Annotated in this window: 14 protein-coding genes; 7 read left to right on the top strand and 7 right to left on the bottom strand. The window is 65.7% G+C overall.

Going from position 1 to position 18,146, the window contains the following annotated elements; genetic code table 11:
• Nucleotides 1-25: 25 nt before the first annotated feature.
• Both BLW48_RS33410 and BLW48_RS33405 read right to left on the bottom strand, forming a co-directional pair.
• Nucleotides 26-1,165: an FAS1-like dehydratase domain-containing protein gene (locus BLW48_RS33410; RefSeq protein ID WP_093179964.1), complete on the bottom strand. Its 1,140-nt coding sequence runs from the start codon at nucleotides 1,163-1,165 to the stop codon at nucleotides 26-28.
• 48 nt (nucleotides 1,166-1,213) lie between these two features.
• Nucleotides 1,214-2,767 carry an acetate--CoA ligase gene (locus tag BLW48_RS33405; protein ID WP_093082119.1) on the bottom strand — a complete coding sequence of 518 codons (1,554 nt, stop codon included), beginning with the start codon at nucleotides 2,765-2,767 and terminating at the stop codon, nucleotides 1,214-1,216.
• Between the two features lie 149 nt (nucleotides 2,768-2,916).
• Here BLW48_RS33405 and BLW48_RS33400 point away from each other — a divergent pair, with 149 nt between their 5' ends.
• The 3 genes from BLW48_RS33400 (at nucleotide 2,917) to BLW48_RS33390 (ending at nucleotide 5,429) form a co-directional block, all read left to right on the top strand.
• Nucleotides 2,917-3,342 (top strand): PaaI family thioesterase, encoded by a 426-nt coding sequence (locus tag BLW48_RS33400; protein ID WP_256331061.1) that lies wholly within the window; start codon nucleotides 2,917-2,919, stop codon nucleotides 3,340-3,342.
• 183 nt (nucleotides 3,343-3,525) lie between these two features.
• Nucleotides 3,526-4,488, top strand: coding sequence for a Bug family tripartite tricarboxylate transporter substrate binding protein (locus tag BLW48_RS33395; protein WP_093082116.1), 963 nt, complete (start codon nucleotides 3,526-3,528; stop codon nucleotides 4,486-4,488).
• Nucleotides 4,489-4,493: 5 nt separating this feature from the next.
• A complete protein-coding gene (locus BLW48_RS33390; RefSeq protein WP_256331060.1) occupies nucleotides 4,494-5,429 on the top strand; it encodes an IclR family transcriptional regulator in 936 nt (311 codons plus the stop codon).
• A 44-nt stretch (nucleotides 5,430-5,473) separates the two neighbouring features.
• Here the strand turns inward: BLW48_RS33390 and BLW48_RS33385 are convergent, their stop codons facing one another.
• The 3 genes from BLW48_RS33385 to BLW48_RS33370 form a co-directional block, all read right to left on the bottom strand.
• A complete protein-coding gene (locus BLW48_RS33385; protein WP_093179961.1) occupies nucleotides 5,474-6,406 on the bottom strand; it encodes a dimethyl sulfoxide reductase anchor subunit family protein in 933 nt (310 codons plus the stop codon).
• A gap of 4 nt (nucleotides 6,407-6,410) precedes the next feature.
• A complete protein-coding gene (locus BLW48_RS33380) occupies nucleotides 6,411-7,154 on the bottom strand; it encodes a 4Fe-4S dicluster domain-containing protein (RefSeq protein WP_256331059.1) in 744 nt (247 codons plus the stop codon).
• Nucleotides 7,155-7,264: 110 nt separating this feature from the next.
• Complete coding sequence (locus BLW48_RS33370) at nucleotides 7,265-10,204, bottom strand: molybdopterin oxidoreductase family protein (protein ID WP_093179958.1); 2,940 nt, start codon at nucleotides 10,202-10,204, stop codon at nucleotides 7,265-7,267.
• 82 nt (nucleotides 10,205-10,286) lie between these two features.
• Here BLW48_RS33370 and BLW48_RS33365 point away from each other — a divergent pair, with 82 nt between their 5' ends.
• Nucleotides 10,287-11,237, top strand: a complete 951-nt coding sequence (locus BLW48_RS33365) for a LysR family transcriptional regulator (RefSeq protein WP_093179957.1) — start codon at nucleotides 10,287-10,289, stop codon at nucleotides 11,235-11,237.
• Between the two features lie 7 nt (nucleotides 11,238-11,244).
• Here the strand turns inward: BLW48_RS33365 and BLW48_RS33360 are convergent, their stop codons facing one another.
• On the bottom strand, nucleotides 11,245-12,447 hold the full coding sequence (locus BLW48_RS33360; protein ID WP_093179955.1) for an acetate/propionate family kinase: 1,203 nt from the start codon (nucleotides 12,445-12,447) through the stop codon (nucleotides 11,245-11,247).
• 8 nt (nucleotides 12,448-12,455) lie between these two features.
• Nucleotides 12,456-14,279, bottom strand: coding sequence for a sulfoacetaldehyde acetyltransferase (gene xsc / locus BLW48_RS33355; RefSeq protein WP_093059498.1), 1,824 nt, complete (start codon nucleotides 14,277-14,279; stop codon nucleotides 12,456-12,458).
• Between the two features lie 172 nt (nucleotides 14,280-14,451).
• Here xsc and BLW48_RS33350 point away from each other — a divergent pair, with 172 nt between their 5' ends.
• From BLW48_RS33350 to BLW48_RS33340, 3 genes are read left to right on the top strand one after another with little or no spacing between them, the layout of a single operon-like run.
• Nucleotides 14,452-15,270, top strand: a complete 819-nt coding sequence (locus BLW48_RS33350; protein WP_093179954.1) for an IclR family transcriptional regulator — start codon at nucleotides 14,452-14,454, stop codon at nucleotides 15,268-15,270.
• 27 nt (nucleotides 15,271-15,297) lie between these two features.
• Nucleotides 15,298-16,281: an AAA family ATPase gene (locus tag BLW48_RS33345; RefSeq protein WP_093082098.1), complete on the top strand. Its 984-nt coding sequence runs from the start codon at nucleotides 15,298-15,300 to the stop codon at nucleotides 16,279-16,281.
• Nucleotides 16,278-18,014 (top strand): cobaltochelatase CobT-related protein, encoded by a 1,737-nt coding sequence (locus BLW48_RS33340; RefSeq protein ID WP_093179952.1) that lies wholly within the window; start codon nucleotides 16,278-16,280, stop codon nucleotides 18,012-18,014. Before BLW48_RS33345 ends, BLW48_RS33340 begins: the two co-directional genes overlap by 4 nt.
• Nucleotides 18,015-18,146: the final 132 nt, after the last annotated feature.

The following is an 18,146-nucleotide window of genomic DNA, read 5'->3' as shown; positions in this document are numbered from 1 at the left end:
CTTTTTTTGTTTCCGGCCGCAAATACTAGCCGCGGCTGGGCAATTCAACCACGCCGGAACCGAGCACGGAGAGCTCATCGTCCTGGTTGCGCGCTTCCTGCTCGATCTCGACCAGATGCTTGCCGTCCTCGACGTACTTGCGCTTCACATGCCCCTTGATGAACAGCATGTCGCCCTCGGGGTTGTGGCGGCGGATCTTGCAGCTGGCCTTGCGCAGGAAGCCGTCGTCGCCCATCCAGTTCGTCAGGTGATGCGTGAGCCAGGAAGTGCGCTCCGGGCCGTAGTCGTAGGCGCCCGGTGCGCCCACTTCAAGCGCGAAGTCTTCTTCCCAATGCACGCGCTCGGGCACGTCGGGAATGCCGAAGCGGTTGGTAATGCCCACGCCGGGATGCGCATCGATCAGCTTCCAGGCCATCTTGTTGGCACGGATATAAAGGCCGCCCCAGCCCTGCGCATAGGCGATGAAGCCGGTCACGGTCATCGGGCCCTTGAACATCACAGGCAGCGCCTCGCCTTCGACCACGTCTTCCCAGTAGCGCGGGGTCGCTCCGCGCACTTCCTCGTTGCGATAGAGCTTGAAGGCCTCCTGGATCTCCTCGGGCGAGTACTGCCGGGGCGTGCGTGCGCGCACTTCCTTGTACTTCGTGCCCTGCTCCCGGGCATGATCGCGCTCGGTGCGGAAGCACCAGCTGTCGGCCTCGGACACCTTGTCGCCCTTCTGGTTGTAGAAGTCGACGTGATAGATCTGCTGGACCGCGCGGCCCGCGAAACGCGTCTGGTGCTCGACCAGGTCCTTGAGGTAGGCCTCGGTGCGGATCTCATCATTGCGCAGTACGTGCTTGTGCCAGGTCCAGTCGGCGCCCGACCACATCGCATGCACACCCGGCAGGCCACCCACATAGCCCGACACGATCCGGCTGGTCGAGAACAGGAAGCTCGGAAGTGCCACGACGCTGCCGTACCTCGTCTTTGCGGCATAGGCCGGATCGCACCAGAGCGGGTTGTCGTCTCCGATGCCGTGTGCGTAATGGCGAATGTTGTCGCGCGTGGCTTCGTAGCACCATGGCTCCTGGGTGTTTTCGATCTTCTGGCCGATGCGCTCGCGCAATTCGTCCAGGCCGCGCTCGGTGATCTTCGGGAAGGTTCTTTCGCTTTGCACAGACATCGTTGGTCTCCTGGTGGTTGTAGATAAGAGGGTTGGGGAATAAAGGGGTCAGACGCTCGCGGGCTGCCGCTCGCGGTCTCGCAGGACCTTGCGATGCACCTTGCCGGCGGGTGTCTTGGGAAGGTCCGACACGAAGACCACGTGGCGCGGATACTCGTGCTGACTCAGTCGGCTGCGCACGAGGTCCTGGATTTCCTTGGTGAAGGCATCACTGCCCTCGCGCTCCGTGACGACAAAGGCCTTCACCACCTGGCCCCGGAGTTCGTCGGCTACGCCAATCGCAGCGGCCTCGCGCACGTCGGGGTGTTTGAGCACCGCGTCTTCGATCTCCACCGCGCTCATGGTCCAGCCCGCGGAGATGATCACGTCGTCGGCCCGGCCAGCGTGAAAGAAGTAGCCGTCCTGGTCGACCTTGCCCAGGTCCTTGGTGGGCACCCAGGCGTCGTTGCGCCAGATCTTGAGTTCGCCCACGACACCCGGTGCACATGTCTTGCCTTCCGGGTCCTGAACATCGACCTGCCCTCCGGGGATGGGCTTGCCGAGCGAACCGGGCTTCACCTTGAAATCCACAGCGCCGGGGTAGTTCACGAGAATCACGCCGATCTCGGTGGTGCCGTACATGCTGCACACAGGTCGCCCGAAAGTGGCGCGGACGAAATCTTCTGTTTCGCTGTCCATCGGCTCGCCGGTGAAGGAAACCTTTTCCAGGTAGTACTTGTATTTGTCCGCGGCACCTGAGTTGCGCATCATCCGGAAGTGCGTTGCCGCGGCCGAAATGTTGTTGAAGCGGCCGTGTTGCAGGGCCTTGAGCAGCCGTGCCGCATCGAACTTTCCGGAGTAGGCGCCGATGGTCACCCCGAGCGCCAGCGGCGCCAACGTGCCGTGCCAGAGCCCATGCCCCCATGCAGGAGACGACGGGCAGAAAAAGCGGTCACCGGGCCGGACGCCGGTGCCGTAGAGCGCCGCCAGCATCAACGTGACGAGTGCGCGCTGCTTGTGCTTGACGGCTGCCGGCAATTCGCGGGTGGTGCCGGACGTGTACTGGAATATCGCGTAGTCCTCGGCCGTTGTCCGAACCTCGAAGGTGTCGGGGAACGCACTCAGGCTCTGCACGAAGCCGCCATCGGCCACGAGCACCTCGACACCGTCGATGCCTTGGGACACCGGCGCCTTCTCGGCATTGGTCACGAGAATTTTCGGCTTGCAGTCTTCCACGCGCAGGCGAATGCCGTCCGGGCCAAAGAGCGTAAAGAGCGGCACGGCGATCGCGCCCGTCTTGATCGCGCCGAAGATCGCCACGTAGAAGGCCAGCGAGGGCTCGAGCATGACCGCGACGCGATCGCCGGGCTGGACGCCACGCGCCACCAGCAGATTGGCGAAGCGATTCGACAGGCGCGACAGCGCCTTGAACGTGATGACCTCTTCGCTGCCATTCGCATACGCCACCACGATGGCCACCTTTCCTTCGCTCGCATGGCGGTCGACGCACTCGTAGGCGATGTTGAACGACTGCCGGTCGCCGTCGAAAAGCGCCCAGAGCGTCTCCGTCGAGCAATGCGACTGTGCGTCTGAGAAGGAGGTGTAGTCGGTCAGGTGGGTCATCAGTTCAGGTCCTCTTGCGATGCCTGAACTATGCGACTCACGATGTTTCATTGTCAAATACGACTCTATTTTGTATATAGACAAAACCTCAGATTCAGTTGCGGTAGAAAGAAGACTTTCGACATCCTCCAACGAACACCTCTCATGCCATGGAAGAACCCATCGATCCATTCGAGAACCTTGCCGCTGCAGGCTGGCGTCGCATCCGCACAGCCGGCGCCTTCATGTCGACCGCCGGACCGCTATGGACCAGGCGCGAAGGCACGAGCTGGGTCTACGCCGTCTGGTCGACCGACGCTCATCTGAACCCGGCGGGTGTCGTGCACGGTGGCCTTCTGGCCACCTTGACCGATCACGCGATCAGCACCGTGGCCTGGGAGGCCGCCTCACGCATGCCCTGCGTGACGGTGCAGCTGGACACGCAATTTCTGGCGCCGGTAGCAGCCGGCGTGCTCGTGGAAGCTCGAGCGCAGCTGGTGCGCCGCACCTCGAGCCTGCTGTTCATGCGCGGCCAGCTGCAGGCTGCGGGTCAGGAGGTTCTGGTCGCGCAGGCGCTCATGAAAGTGCAAAATTGATTTTGTCTTAGTACAAATTTGCATCTTCTTTGACAATTTCATCCGCGACTTTGATACTTGATTCAACCCGTCCGACCGTGGTGTGCCGTCGAATCACAACACTCCGAACGGAGGTCAGGCCTGTGACACAGACCCGAAAAGGGCGTCAGGCCCGGACCGACGATGCCTTCACAGGAGACAAAAATGAGACTTTGGAAACTGCTCGCCACGGGCTGCGCAATCGCTCTTTGTTCGCACGGTGCGCCGGCACAGACCTACCCCACCAAGCCGATCCGGATCATCGTGGCCTACCAGGCCGGGCAAGGCACCGACATCGCCACGCGCTACCTTGGCAACCTGCTGGCCAAAGAGCTGGGGCAACCGGTCATCGTCGACAACCGGCCGGGCGCCGGTGGCAATCTCGGCACCGAGCTTGCCGCCGACGCGCCGCCCGACGGCTACACGCTCACGATGGGGACCAATGCCACGCATGCGGTCAACCAGTACCTTTATGCCGGCCAGCGCATCAAGACGGAGAAGGACTTCGAACCGATCGTTCTGACGGGCAGCTTTCCGATGGTGCTGGTTGTGAACGCCAAGTCGCCGATGCGATCCATCGGCGATCTGGTGAGTGCGCTCAAGAGCGACCCTCGCTCCGCGGACATCGCGACACCGAGCACGAGCGCCCGCCTGGTCATCGAACTGCTCAAGGAGCGCTCCAGGCTCCAGATCTTCCAGGTGCCGTACAAGGGCTCCGGCAGTGCAATGACCGATGTGCTCGGCGGGCAGTTGCCGCTGCTGATCGATACCCCCACTGCATTGCGCTCGCAGCTGCAGGCAGGCCACGTGCGCGCTCTGGCCGTCACCTCTGCGGTGCCGAGCGCGCTCGTCCCGGGCATCAAGCCGGTGGCGGAACAGGGCTATGCGGGATTCGAGGTCATCGCATGGAACGCGCTCTTCGCGCCACACGGCACGCCTTCGGCCACGCTGGACGTGTTGAACGAAGCAATGAACCGGATTCTCAAGAAGCCCGAGACCCGCCAGCAATTGCTGGAGTACGGTTTCGACCCGGGCGGCGGCACGCGCCAGCAGCTCGCCGAGTTCGTGCAGAGCGAGCGCCGAAAGTGGGAGCCGATCATCAAGACGTCGGGAATGAAGGCGGACTAGGACCGATGGACACCATGACTGCGCTGACCGACCCTCTCGCCGCTATCGGGAACACCTGGGCTGGCCTGGTTCGCCGCGCGCCTTCTGGGATAAGCTTGCGCCCGCCAATCGCAAGCCCCATGAAGTCCAGTTCCTCTTCCGCCTCGAAGTCAACGAAAACAGGCGCCAAGCCCACCAAGCCCGTGCGTGTCAGGCCGGTGCCCGGCGTCACGCGGGCCATCGCGATCCTGCGACTTCTCGGGCGCTCCGCGCATGCGATGGGCGTCAAGGCCATTGCCGATGAACTCGAACTCGTCCCCAGCACCTGCCTGCATATTCTTCGTGCACTCATCGTTGAAGACCTGGTCAAGATCGACAGCGACACCAAGCGCTACTCGCTGGGAACCGGCATGTTGAGCCTGGCCCGCAGCGCGATCGAAAGCAGCAGCTTCGCCAGCCTCGCACAACCAGTACTCGACGTTCTGGCCAACGAGTGGAACGTAACGATGATCGGCGTCGAAACCCATGACATGGAGCCGATGGTCGTGCTGGCCTTGTCGCGCTCCAACGCTCCCTTCCGCCTGCATGTGGATGTCGGCAGTCGTTTCCCTGCGCTGGTCAGTGCCACGGGGCGCCTGGTGGCGGCCTTCAGCAGCGAGACGTGGCCGCAGATCGAAAAGCGTTTCAAGGCCCTGCGATGGGACAAGCCAATCGATCTTGCCACCTGGAAGCGCGAGGTCGAGCAGATCCGCAAGCGCGGCTTCAGCATCGATCGCGGCTACTACATGAGCGGCGTGACGGTGATTGCCGTGCCGCTGCTCGATGCCTCCGGGCGGGTAGCGCACACACTTGTCGCCACTGGCCTGTCTGACAAGTTGGCCGGTGCGGCCGGCACCGCTCTGGCCTTGGCCATGAAGAAGGAAGCAGATGCGCTGTCGACGCTGCTTCCATCACGCAGGTAAGCAGGCCTGCCTTCTCGGGCCGAGCGTGATCACGCTGTTGCTCGCTAAGACACCACCTGGTAGTACAGGTTCTGCGGGTGTTTCGCCTGCGCGAAGAAGAACCAGCGCTCGGCCAGCAGGCCCGGCGCCTGCACCAGCACCGCGAGCAACCACGGCAACACCGCTGCACTCGCAAGGCCCCACACCAAAAGCAACGCCGGCAACACGAAGGCCAGCAGCAGAAACCCGAGCTTCATGTTCTTCAGCGCAGCCAGCGATGCGCCATGAAAGAACTCGCGCGTGTTGAACGACCCGGCCGACATGCCCATCGACTTCTGAACCAGCTTCTGCGTGCGGATGCCAGTGGCCGACTGCAGCGTCGATTTGTGGCGGATGCCCGCGTTGCGCCGGAGCGCCTGCCCGCGCGCAGCCCACGCTGCCAGCGTGGCAACCAGCGCACACGGCCCGAAGACTTGCACGAAGCGCGCCTCACCGCTCAAAGCCGCCATTGCACAGGCCAGCACCAGCCCCGACGACAACCCGATCAGCGTGAAGTTGACGATAGTCAGAGGATGCGCCCATTCCTCGATGAAGCGCAGGCAGGCATAGATCATCGCGGTGCAGTACCAGAGCGCGACGGCCCCGCACAGCACCAGCACGGGCAGCAGCCACGACCACGGCGCGCCGATACCCAGCATCAGCGACAGCCACCACAGCCCCACCAGCGCGATGAAGGCTGGCAGCACGATCACTTCGCGCGACATCCACGAGGTGCGCCACATCAGCACTGCACGCCACGCACGAGTCTTGCGCCCCAGGTGCATGAACGATGCGGCAAGCCCGGCCACGAGCAGCACTTCGGCAACACCAAGCGCCAACGTCAGGAAGCCGGGTGCCAGCGCAAGGCCGAACAGCGCCGCAAGCGCGAGCGTGAAGACCAGCCCCTGAGCCGCGCCGGCCAGCGTGGTGAAGAAAAGAATCGAGAACGCGGGATGCATCCGGCTACTCCCGCGCGTCCGTTGCCTGCGGGGCTTGCGTGGCTTGCGTGATGTGACGCGGCAGGTACTGGTTGGCCGGGCTGGTCTCCCACTCGGGCATCAGTTGGTAGCCACCGCGCTCGCGGATGGCCTTCGACACTTCGGAGTCCGGGTCCTTCACGTCGCCGAAGATGCGCGCGCCCGTGGGGCAGGCCTTCACGCAGGCCGGCTTGCGGTCTTCCTTCGGCAGTTGCTCGTCGTAGATGCGGTCCACGCACAGCGTGCACTTGGTCATGACTTGGCGCTCTTCGTCGAGCTCGCGTGCGCCGTAAGGGCAGGCCCATGCGCAGTACTTGCAGCCGATGCACTTGTCGTAGTCGACCAGCACGATGCCGTCTTCCTTGCGCTTGTAGCTCGCGCCCGTGGGGCACACGGGCACGCAGGGCGGGTCTTCGCAGTGCAGGCAGCTCTTGGGGAAGTGGATGGTTTCAGTGACCGGGAAGGCGCCGGCCTCGTAGGTCTGCACGCGGTTGAAGAAGGTGCCGGTGGGGTTGGCGGCATAGGGCCGCTCGTCGGCGAGCGGGCCTGCGCTGCCGGAGGTGTTCCATTGCTTGCACGAGGTGACGCAGGCGTGGCAGCCGACACAGACGTTGAGGTCGATGACGAGGGCGAGTTGCTTGGCGAGTGTCTCGCCCTGTGCCGCGCGCACTGTGTTGCCCCCTCGCCCGCTGGCGGGAGAGGGTTGGGGTGAGGGTGCAGCGGCCTTCATGACGGCAAGGCTTCCAGCCCCAGCGCCGCCGCCCTCACCCCAGCCCTCTCCCGCTTGCGGGAGAGGGGGCAAGACCGGAGCCGACGACATCAAGTCCTTCAACCACTGCATCATTTCTTCCCCCTCCCCGCAAAGTACGTCAACACGCTCGCCGCCTTGCCCAGCACCCCGGGCACCGCCGGCATGCTCGCGATCTGCGGGTAGCTCTCTTCGGGCTCACCCGGTTCGGCCGGCCGTATGCGCACGCGCACGTCGTACCAGCCGGCCTGCCCGGTGATCGGGTCGGAGTTGCTGATGGTCCCGCTCGCAGTGCCGGCGCAGGGCAGTTCCTCGCTGATCAGGTGGTTCAGCAGAAAGCCCTTGCGCGCCTCGTCGGCGCCAGGCGCCAGCTGCCATGCGCCGTCTGCCTTGCCGATGGCATTCCACGTCCACACAGTGCCAGGCTCCACCGCCTCGCTGTAGCGCAGCATGCAGCGCACCTTGCCCCAGCGGCTCTCGACCCAGCACCAGCCGCCATCGGCGATGCCCGCGGCCTGCGCGGTCAGCGGATTCACGTGCAGGTAGTTGTGGCTGTGTATCTGCCGCAGCCATGCGTTCTGCGAGTCCCACGAGTGGTACATCGCCATGGGCCGCTGCGTGAGCGCATTGAGCGGATAGGCATCGAGATCGGTCGCAGCCTCTTCGAGCGGCGCATACCAGAACGGCAGCGGGTCGAAGTATTTGTCGATGCGCTCGCGCAGCGCATCGGGCGGCTGCCGCCCAGGGCTCTTGCCCTGCGCCGCAAGGCGAAAGCTCTGCAGCGTGTCGGAGTACAGCGCCAGCTGCACCGGGTCGTTGCGCTGGCGCCAGCCCTTGTCTTTTGCAAAGTCCAGGTATTCCCGGTTCCAGTTGCGCATGTAGTGCATGGTCTCGGGCATGTGGTACTGGAACACGCAGTTGTTCTGCGCATACGCTTCCCACTGCTTCGGATTGGGCGCGCCACGCAGGTGCTCGGTGCCGTCTTTGCCGCGCCAGCCCATGAGAAAACCGATGCCCGGCTGCGGCTCGAAGTTGACGACGAAGTCGGGGTAGCCCGTGAACTTGCGCCCGCCTTCCGGCGTGGTGAAAGCCGGAAACTTCAGCCGCGAAGCCAGCTCGATCAGCACTTCCTGGAAGGGCCTGCACTCCCCCGTCGGCGGCACCACCGGCACGCGCACCGAATCCACCGGCCCATCGAACTCGGAGATCGGCCGGTCGAGCATGCCCATCACGTCATGGCGTTCGAGGTACGTGGTGTCGGGCAGCACCAGGTCGGCAAAGGCCACTGTCTCGCTCTGGAAGGCGTCGCACACCACGAGGAAGGGAATCATGTGCTCGCCCTTCTCGTCCTTGCGGTTGAGCATCTCGCGCACCGCCATCGTGTTCATGCTGGAGTTCCACGCCATGTTGGCCATGAAGATCAGCAGCGTGTCGATGCGGTACGGGTCGCCCTTAGCCGCATTGGTGATCACGTTGTGCATCAGCCCATGCGCCGACAACGGGTGCTCCCACGAGAAGGCATGGTCGATGCGGATCGGCGAACCATCGGGGTTGATCGCCAGCTCTTCCGGGCTGGCCGGAAAACCCAGTGGCGCGGCATTGAGCGGCGTGTTCGGCTGGATCATTCCGGGGTCGTTGAAGGCCCGGTAGTTCGGCACGATGTGACGCGGATACGGTGCCTTGTGCCTGAAGCCGCCCGGTGCGTCGATGGTGCCGAGCACGCTCATCAGCACGGCCAGCGCACGCACGGTCTGGAAGCCGTTGGAGTGCGCCGCCAGCCCGCGCATCGCATGGAAGGCCACGGGGCGCGCCTGCGTGGTGGCGTGGTGCTTGCCCCATGCATCGGTCCACGGAATGGGCAGCTCGAAGGCCTGCTGCAGCGCCGTCTCGCCCATCTCGTGCGCCAGCTTGCGAATGCGCGCCGCGTCGATGCCGGTGATAGCCTGCGCCCACTCGGGCGTGCAGCTTGCCACGCGCTCGCGCAGCAACTGGAACGACGGCGTAACGCGCGTACCGTCGGCCAGCGTGTAGTGGCCTTCGAGCGCCGGATCGCAGCCGTCGGCAATGCCTTCGGGATACGCAGGCATCACCGTGCCGCTGGCCTTGTCCCACACCAGCTTGTTGTGCGGGTTGCGACCGTCGCCCGGTGGGCCGCGCTCGGGGTCGAAGGCGAACAGGCCTTCGCGCTCGCAGTTGTCGAGCACCACGAGCTGCGGTGCGTTGGTGAAGCGCTTGAGGAAGGCGTGGTCCACCAGCTCATTGCCGATCAGCTCGTGCAGCAGCGCCATGAACAGCGCGCCGTCGGTCCCCGGCTTGATCGGAATCCACTCGTCGGCAATCGCCGAGTAGCCCGTGCGCACCGGGTTGATCGAAATGAAGCGACCGCCAGCCCGCTTGAACTTGCTGATCGCGATCTTCATCGGGTTGCTGTGATGATCTTCGGCAGTGCCGATCATCACGAACAGCTTGGCGCGCTCCAGGTCGGGCCCACCGAATTCCCAGAAGCTGCCGCCGATGGTGTAGATCATTCCCGCGGCCATGTTGACCGAGCAGAAGCCGCCGTGCGCCGCATAGTTGGGCGTGCCGAACTGCCGCGCGAACAGGCCCGTGAGCGCCTGCATCTGATCGCGCCCCGTGAACAGCGCGAACTTCTTCGGGTCGGTCGCGCGGATCTTGCCGAGCCGCTCGGTCAGCATGTCGTAGGCGCGCTCCCAGCTGATGGGCTCGAACTCGCCGGCTCCGCGCTCGCTGCCGGCCTTGCGCAGCAGCGGCTGCGTGATACGTGCCGGCGACACCTGCTTCATGATTCCCGACGAGCCCTTGGCGCAGATCACACCCTGGTTCAGCGGATGGTTCGGGTTGCCGTCGATGTAGCGAACCTCGGGGCCCTTTTCGCCTTCGCGCAGGTGCACGCGAATGCCGCAGCGGCAGGCGCACATGTAGCAGGTGGTGGTCTTGACCGTGGTGTCGGCCGTGGGCGTGGGCGCGACCAGCGGGTCGTGCACCGGCTCGCGAGACAGGAAGCTGAACACTGGCGGTCCTTTGTTTTCAGGCGGGGTCCGTGCGATGTTATGCAGCCTCGATCAAACGAAAAAGCAGAGAATATCGCTCACCATGACCGGAAAAACAGATCAGCTTCAGAGTCAGAGTCAGACTTCGAGCCAGCGCCTGCGCCTCAACCTGCGGCAGCTGGAAGTGTTCGTCGCCACCGCGCGCGAAGGCAGCACCCGCGCCGCAGCCGACCGCATCGCGCGTTCGCAATCGGCCGCGAGCAGCGCGCTGGCCGACCTGGAGTCTTCGGTGGGCGCCCTGCTCTTCGACCGGCTCGGGCGCCGGCTGGTGCTCAACGAGAACGGCCGCGCGCTGCTGCCCAAGGCACAGGCGCTACTCGATCAGGCGGGCGAGGTCGAGGCGCTGTTCAGCGGCGAGCATGCGGCGCCGCTGCGCGTGGCGGCCAGCTTCACCATCGGCGAGTACCTGCTGCCCGAGAAGGTGTCGCAATGGACGCACCTGCATCCGCAGAGCCAGGTGCACCTGCACATCGCGAACACGCACGACGTGATTCAGGCGGTCGCGGGCTTCGACGTGGACGTCGGCTTCATCGAAGGCCCGCAGACGCATCCCGACCTCGTGGTGCGCGCCTGGCGCGAAGACGAACTGGTGATCGTCGCCGCGCCCAACCATGCACTGGCGGGCCGTGTCGCCACGCACAAGCAGCTGTCGCAAGCCACGTGGGTGCTGCGCGAGCATGGCTCGGGCACACGGCAGGTAACGGACGCATGGCTGATCCAGAACCTCGAACAGGTGCGCGTGGGCTTCGAGCTGGGCAGCACCGAGGCGATCAAGCGTGTGGTGGCCTCGGGCACCGGGCTGGCGTGCCTGTCGCGCTACACGGTGGCGCAGGCGCTGGAAGACGGCCATCTGATCGAGCTGCGCACGCGGCTACCGGCAGGCACGCGACGGCTGGCAACGGTGATGCACCGCGACAAGCTGCTAGGCCGCGCGACGGCCGACTTCCTGCGCCACTGCGGCGCCAGCGTGCCGCGCGCTTCGTCGGCTCGCTAGAAAGCCCTCAGCCAGCAGCGCGCAGCACGTTCGCCGTGTGCCGCGCGATCACCGCCTCTTCGTCGGTACGCAGCACCCAGGCACTGACCGGGCTCTCGGCCGTGGTGAGCCGCGCGGCACCGCTGCGGTTGGCGGCCGCATCGACGTTCACACCCAACCATTCGCAGTCTTCGAGGATGCGCTCACGCAGCGGGGCCGCGTTCTCGCCGATGCCGCCGGTGAACACGATGGCGTCGACACCGCGCAGCGCGGCCGCGAGGCTGCCCATGTGCTGCACCACCTGCTCGGCGAAGTGCCCGATGGCATCGGCCGCAGCAGGCTCGGCCGATGCTTCCAGCACGCGCATGTCGCTCGACACGCCCGAGATGCCGAGCAGGCCCGATTCGCGGAACAGCAGCGCCTCGACCTTGTCGGCCGACATGCCATGCGAGCGCATCAAATACAGCACGACGGCCGCGTCGATGTGGCCGCAGCGCGTGCCCATGGTCAGCCCGTCGAGCGGCGAGAAGGTCATGGTCGTCGCGACCGATCGGCCCTGCGCGATGCCGCACATCGACGCACCATTGCCGAGATGCGCGACGATCACGCGACGCTGCGCCAACTCGGGCGCGATGCCGGCGAACTGCGCGACGATCGATTCGTAAGAGAGGCCGTGAAAGCCATAGCGCCGCACGCCCGCGTCATGCAGCGCACGTGGCAGCGCGAAGCGGCGGTTGACCTCGGGCTGTACCGCATGAAAGGCCGTGTCGAAGCACGCCACCTGCGGCACACCTTCGAACGCTGCCATTGCAGCGCGCACGCCCGCAAGGTTGTGCGGCTGGTGCAGCGGAGCCAATGGCTCAAGCTTGGTGAGCGCATCGAGCACCGAGGCATCGATGCGCACCGGCGCAACGAAGTCCGCACCACCATGCACGATGCGATGCCCCACCGCCGCGATGCGCCGGCCATCGGCCTGCTGCGCATGCCATTCGAGCAAAGCCGCAAGTGCGCCTTGATGCGAAGCCTGCGCGCCATCGAGCGCCGCATCGTGCAGCGTCTGCCCCTGGGCATCGCGTACACGCAGCCGCGCCTTCAGGCCCGCGCCGAGTCCATCCGCCTGCCCCGACCAACGCGCCGCCGGCAGCGAGGCAGCGCCGTCACCAGCCGCATCGAACAATGCGACCTTGATCGACGAAGAACCCGCGTTCAGCGTCAGCAGCGAGTCGGTCATGGAATGGCTCAGACGTAGTCCTTGTACTTGTCGAGGAAGCGCACCGGCTTCGACAGCGCGTCGCGGCGGAAGGGGTCGCCCAGCTCGCGCGTGCACATGATCTCGATCACACAGGTCTTGCCTTCGTTCATCTGCATGTCGATGGCCTTCTTCAGCGCCGGGCCCACGTCTTCGAGCTTGTCGACCACGATGCCCTCGGCGCCCATGGCCTTGGCGATGCCTGCGAAGCTTTCGCTTTCGAGTTCGCCGGCCACGAAGCGGCGATTGTAGAAGTCGACCTGGTTCTTCTTCTCCGCGCCCCACTGGCGGTTGTGGAAGACCACGGCCGTCACCGGAATGTCGTGGCGCACGGCCGTCATGATTTCCACCATGCTCATGCCCCAGGCGCCGTCGCCGGCATAGGCCACGGCCGGACGATCGGGCGCCGCGCACTTGGCGCCGATCATGGTCGGCAGCGAGTAGCCGCAGTTGCCGAAGCTCATCGGCGCGAAGAAGCTGCGCGGCTCCTCGAAGCGCAGGTAGCTGTTGGCAATGGCGTTGATGTTGCCGATGTCGGTCGAAACCATCACGCGCGGCGGCATGGCCTTTTCGAGTTCGCGCAGCACCTGGCGCGGATGCAGGTAGCTGCCGCCGGTGGGTGTCTTCTCGCCTTTGGCTTCTTCGATGGCATCGAGGCTGAACTGGTCGCGCTCGTGGGTCCACTCGTCGAGCTCTTTTTCCCACGCGGCTTTTTCGGCCTTGATCTTCGCGGCGCGCTCGGCCTTGCTGGCGTCGCAGGCCAGCGTCTTGCCCTGCAGGCGCTTGAGCAGTTCCTTGGCCGTGGCCTTGGCGTCGCCGTGGATGCCAACGGTGATCTTCTTCACGAGGCCGAGGTTGGTGTGGTCGGCCTCGACCTGGATGATCTTCGCGTCCTTCGGCCAATAGTCCATGCCGTGCTGTGGCAGCGTGCCGAAGGGGCCCATGCGCGAACCGAGCGCGAGCACCACGTCGGCCTGCGCGATGAGCTTCATCGCGGCCTTGGAGCCCTGGTAGCCCAGCGGGCCGGCCCACAGCGGGTGGCTCGCGGGGAAGGAGTCGTTGCGCAGGTAACCGTTGGCCACCGGCGCACCCAGGCGCTCGGCCAGTGCCTGGCACTCGGCCACCGCATCGCCCATGACCACGCCGCCGCCCGAGAGAATGACCGGAAACTTCGCCGAAGCCAGCAGCTCGACGGCCGCGTTCAGGCTGTTCTCACCGCCCGCGCCGCGCTCCACGCGCATCGGCTTCGGGATCTCGGTGGTGATCTCACCGTAGAAGTAGTCGCGCGGAATGTTCAGCTGCGTGGGGCCCATCTCGGAGATGGCGCGGTCGAAGCAGCGCGCCGTGTACTCGGCCATGCGCTTGGGGTTGTTCACGTGGCCCTGGTACTTGGTGAACTCCTGGAACATCGGCAGCTGGTTGGCCTCCTGGAAGCCGCCGAGGCCCATGCCCATGGTGCCGGTCTCGGGCGTGATCATCACGACCGGGCTGTGCGCCCAGTAGGCGGCCGCAATGGCCGTCACGCAATTGCTGATGCCGGGGCCGTTCTGGCCGATCACAAGGCCGTGACGGCCCGACACGCGCGCATAGCCGTCGGCCATGTGGGCGCCGCCCTGCTCGTGCACCACCGGAATCAGCCGGATGCCGGCGGGCGCGAAGATGTCCATCGCGTCCATGAAGGCCGAGCCCATGATGCCGAAGATGTCGGTCACGCCATTGGCGACCATGGTCTCTACGAAGGCCTCGGAGGGCGTCATCTTCTGCACGCCGGTGACGGCTTCGCGTGTGGGTGCTGCGGGTTGCTTCTGGCTCATGGAAGGCGTCTCCTGAAGGAAATTGGGCAGTGGTTGCGCGTCAAAAGTCGGAACTTCTCGTTCCGGATTTCATTCCGGCGGAATATAGGTCGGCATCGCCGCGGCGTCAAACAATTTACAAAAATCGGAACGTATTGTCTTGTTTTTCGTAAAAAGAATATGATCCGGCCCCATGAAGATCGTCAAAGGCCTCTCACCTGAAGCGCAGGAGCCGGCGGGCGACACGCCCACCATGCGCCTGTTCGCGCTGCTCGAAGTCATGGCCGCGAAAGACCAGCGCTACTCGCTGCAGGGCCTGGTGGAAGAAACCGGCCTGCCAAAACCCACGCTGCACCGGATGCTCCAGCAGCTCGAAGGCGCGGGCCTGCTGCAGCGCGAAGGCGACGGCCGGCACTACGGCATCGGCACGCGGCTGCGGCGGCTGGCCGAGAACCTGCTGCTCAACGACAGCCTGCACGGTGCGCGCCACACGGTGCTGCGCCAGCTGGTGGAAGAGATCGGCGAGAGCTGCAACCTCACCGCCCTTTCGGGCAGCGAGGTCGTGTACCTCGACCGCGTGGAAACCGCCGCGCCGCTGCGCTTCTACCTGCACTCGGGCTCGCGCGTGCCGGTGCACTGCTCGGCCAGCGGCAAGATCTTTCTTTCGCAGATGAGCGCGGCGCAGCGCCGCCGGCTGCTGTCGAACGCGCCGCTGGAGCCGTACACGCCCCGGACGCTGACCGACCCCGAGGCGCTGGAGAAGGAAGTGCAGCGCGTGCGCAAGGACGGCTACGCCATCGACCACGAAGAGTTCCTGCCGGGCCTGCTGTGCATCGCCACGCTGGTGCCTTCGGGCGACGACGCGCCTTCCAACCTGTGCATCGCTGTACAGGCGCCGGTGATGCGTCTCGACGCCGCCAAGGCGAAGACGCTGCTGCCCGCCCTGCAACGCGCCGCACAGGCGCTGAGCCGCATCGATGCCGACGCGGCCCCCGATCGCGCGCAGGCCTGAAGAACCTCACATTCCCCGAAAGCCGCCATGACCGATACCGCCGACCTTCGACCCGACCGGATGCTCAGCGTGCGCGATGTGTTCGGCATCGACACCGACCTGCGGGTGCCAGCCTTCAGCGAACGTGACGACCACGTGCCCGAGGTCGACGCGGTCTACCGCTTCAACCCCGACGTGACGCTCGCCATCCTCGCGGGCTTCACGCGCGACCGGCGCGTGATGGTGCAGGGCCTGCACGGCACCGGCAAGTCGACGCACATAGAGCAGGTGGCGGCGCGGCTGAACTGGCCCTGCGTGCGGCTCAACCTCGACGGCCACATCAGCCGGCTCGACCTCGTCGGCAAGGACGCAGTGGTGCTGCGCGAAGGCAAGCAGGTCACCGAGTTCCAGGAAGGCATCGTGCCGTGGTCGCTGCAACGCCCCGTGGCGCTGGTCTTCGACGAGTACGACGCGGGCCGGCCCGACGTGATGTTCGTCATCCAGCGCATCCTGGAGCGCGACGGAAAGTTCACGCTGATGGACCAGAACAAAGTGCTGCGGCCGCACCCCTTCTTCCGCCTGTTCGCCACCGCCAACACGGTGGGCCTGGGCAACCTCAACGGCCTGTACCACGGCGCGCAGCGGCTCAACCATGCGCAGATCGACCGCTGGAACATCGTGGCCTCGCTCAACTACCTGCCGGCCGATGAAGAGATCGCCATCGTGCAGGCGCGCGTGCCATCGTTGGCCGACGAGGCGGGCACGAAGCTGGTCGCGTCGATGGTGGCGGTGGCCGACCTCACTCGCAAGGGCTTCGCGGCGGGCGACCTCTCTACGCTGATGTCGCCACGCACCGTGATCACCTGGGCAGAGAACATCGAGATCTTCAAGGACCCGGCGCTGGCGTTTCGCCTGTCCTTCGTCAACAAGTGCGACGACGCCGAGCGGCCCCTGGTCGCCGAATACTTCCAGCGCTGCTTCGACCGCGAACTGAAGGAGTCGCACCAGCTCTCTGCAGGCCCGCGCGAATGAATGCCGAACCCGCGAGCGCGATGCAGCGCCGCGTGCGGCAAGAAGAACAGGTCGCGGAGCTTTGCGCGGGCGTGGTGCGCGCCTTCAGCGGCGAGAGCGACCTGCACTTTCGCGGTCGGCGGCTGCACCGTGGCCGCGTGGCGCTGCCGTGGTTTGCGCCGCACCTGCATCCCTCGCCCGACACCGACGACTTCGCTTCGTTCCGTGGCGTAGCAGACGGGCTCGCGCTGCGGCTCACCGAATCGGACGCAGCACTGCACGAAAGCCTGCGCCCCGAAGAGCCGGTCGAACGCATGCTGTTCGAAATGCTCGAGCAGTTCCGCGTCGAGGCGATGGCGCCCGAAGTCATGGCCGGCATGCGGCACAACCTGCGGCACCGGCACGAACAGTGGTCGCTCGCCTTTCATCACTCGGGCCTGACCGACACCGCGCGCGGGCTGCTGCTGTACGCCGTGGCGCAGATCTGCCGCGCCCGCGTCAGCGGCCAGCAGGTGGTGGAAGAAACCGAAGACATGCTCGAAGCCACGCGCTTCGCGCTCGCACCGCTGATCGGCCATGCGCTGGCAGGTTTGCGCAAGGATCGCGCCGACCAGGCCGCCTACGCAGTGCACGCCCGTGCCATCGCGCGCACCGTCGCCGCGATGCTGCACGAGGCCGATGAAGAGGGCAGCAACGCCGCGCGCGACCCGCATGTGGACGACAAGCGCAGCGTGTTCAGCCTCGTGGCCGACATGGACCAGGAGATCGTCGAGCGCTTCACCACCGCCGAGTCGGGCCGCAGCGCGGTGCTCGACGACGCAGGCGGCGCATACCGCGTCTTCTCCAACGCCTACGACCGCGAACACGACGCCGCCACGCTCGCGCGCAAGGAAGTGCTCGCCGACCACCGCGAGAAGCTCGATCGCCGCATCGCCGCGCAGGGAGTGAACATCGCCCGCCTCGCGCGTGAACTGCGCACCCTGCTGGCCGAGCCCGAGCGCGACGGCTGGGACGGTGCCCAGGAAGAAGGCCTGATCGACGGCCGCCGCCTTGCGCAGCTCGTGGCCTCGCCTACCGAGCGCCGCCTGTTCCGCACCGAGCGCATGGAGCCGGTGGCCGACTGCATCGTCACCTTTCTCATCGACTGCTCGGGCTCGATGAAGGAGCATGCCGAGTCGGTCGCGATGATGGCCGACGTGTTCGCGCGTGCGCTCGAACAGGCCAGCGTGACCAGCGAGGTGCTGGGCTTCACCACCGGCGCGTGGAACGGTGGGCGCCCGCAGCGCGAATGGGTGCGCGCCGGCCGGCCGCCGCACCCGGGCCGGCTCAACGAGCGCTGCCACCTCGTCTTCAAGAGTGCTGCTACACCATGGCGGCGCGCGCGCCCCGCGATGGCGGCTCTGCTGAAAGCTGATCTGTTCCGCGAAGGCATCGATGGCGAGGCCATCGACTGGGCGTGCATGCGGCTGCGCCAGCGCAGCGAGGCGCGCAAGCTGCTGCTCGTGATTTCCGACGGCTCGCCGATGGACAGCGCCACGCATCTTGCCAACGACGCGCACTACCTCGACCACCACCTGCGCGACGTGGTCGCGCGCCAGGAGCAGCGCGGCGACATCGCCATTGCGGGCATCGGCGTGGGCCTCGACCTGAGCCCCTACTACAGCCGCAGCCATGTGCTCGACCTGGCCGCCTCCAGTGGCAACACCATCTTCCGCGAGGTGATCGAACTCATGGCCGGGCGCCATCGCCGCTGAGGCCTGCAACCTGAGGCGTTTGGCATTACATCCAAGTCCCTGATTGACAAAGGGCACCCAGCGTTCTTACATTGCGTTTCACATCCGGGAACGCAGTTCCAATATTTGGAACATCGGATATCCCATAGAAAG

Source organism: Variovorax sp. YR266 (genome assembly GCF_900107295.1).
Classification (GTDB): Bacteria; Pseudomonadota; Gammaproteobacteria; order Burkholderiales; family Burkholderiaceae_C; genus Variovorax.
Note: the sequence above shows the minus strand (reverse complement) of the source record. Positions and strands in the feature narration are given on the sequence as shown.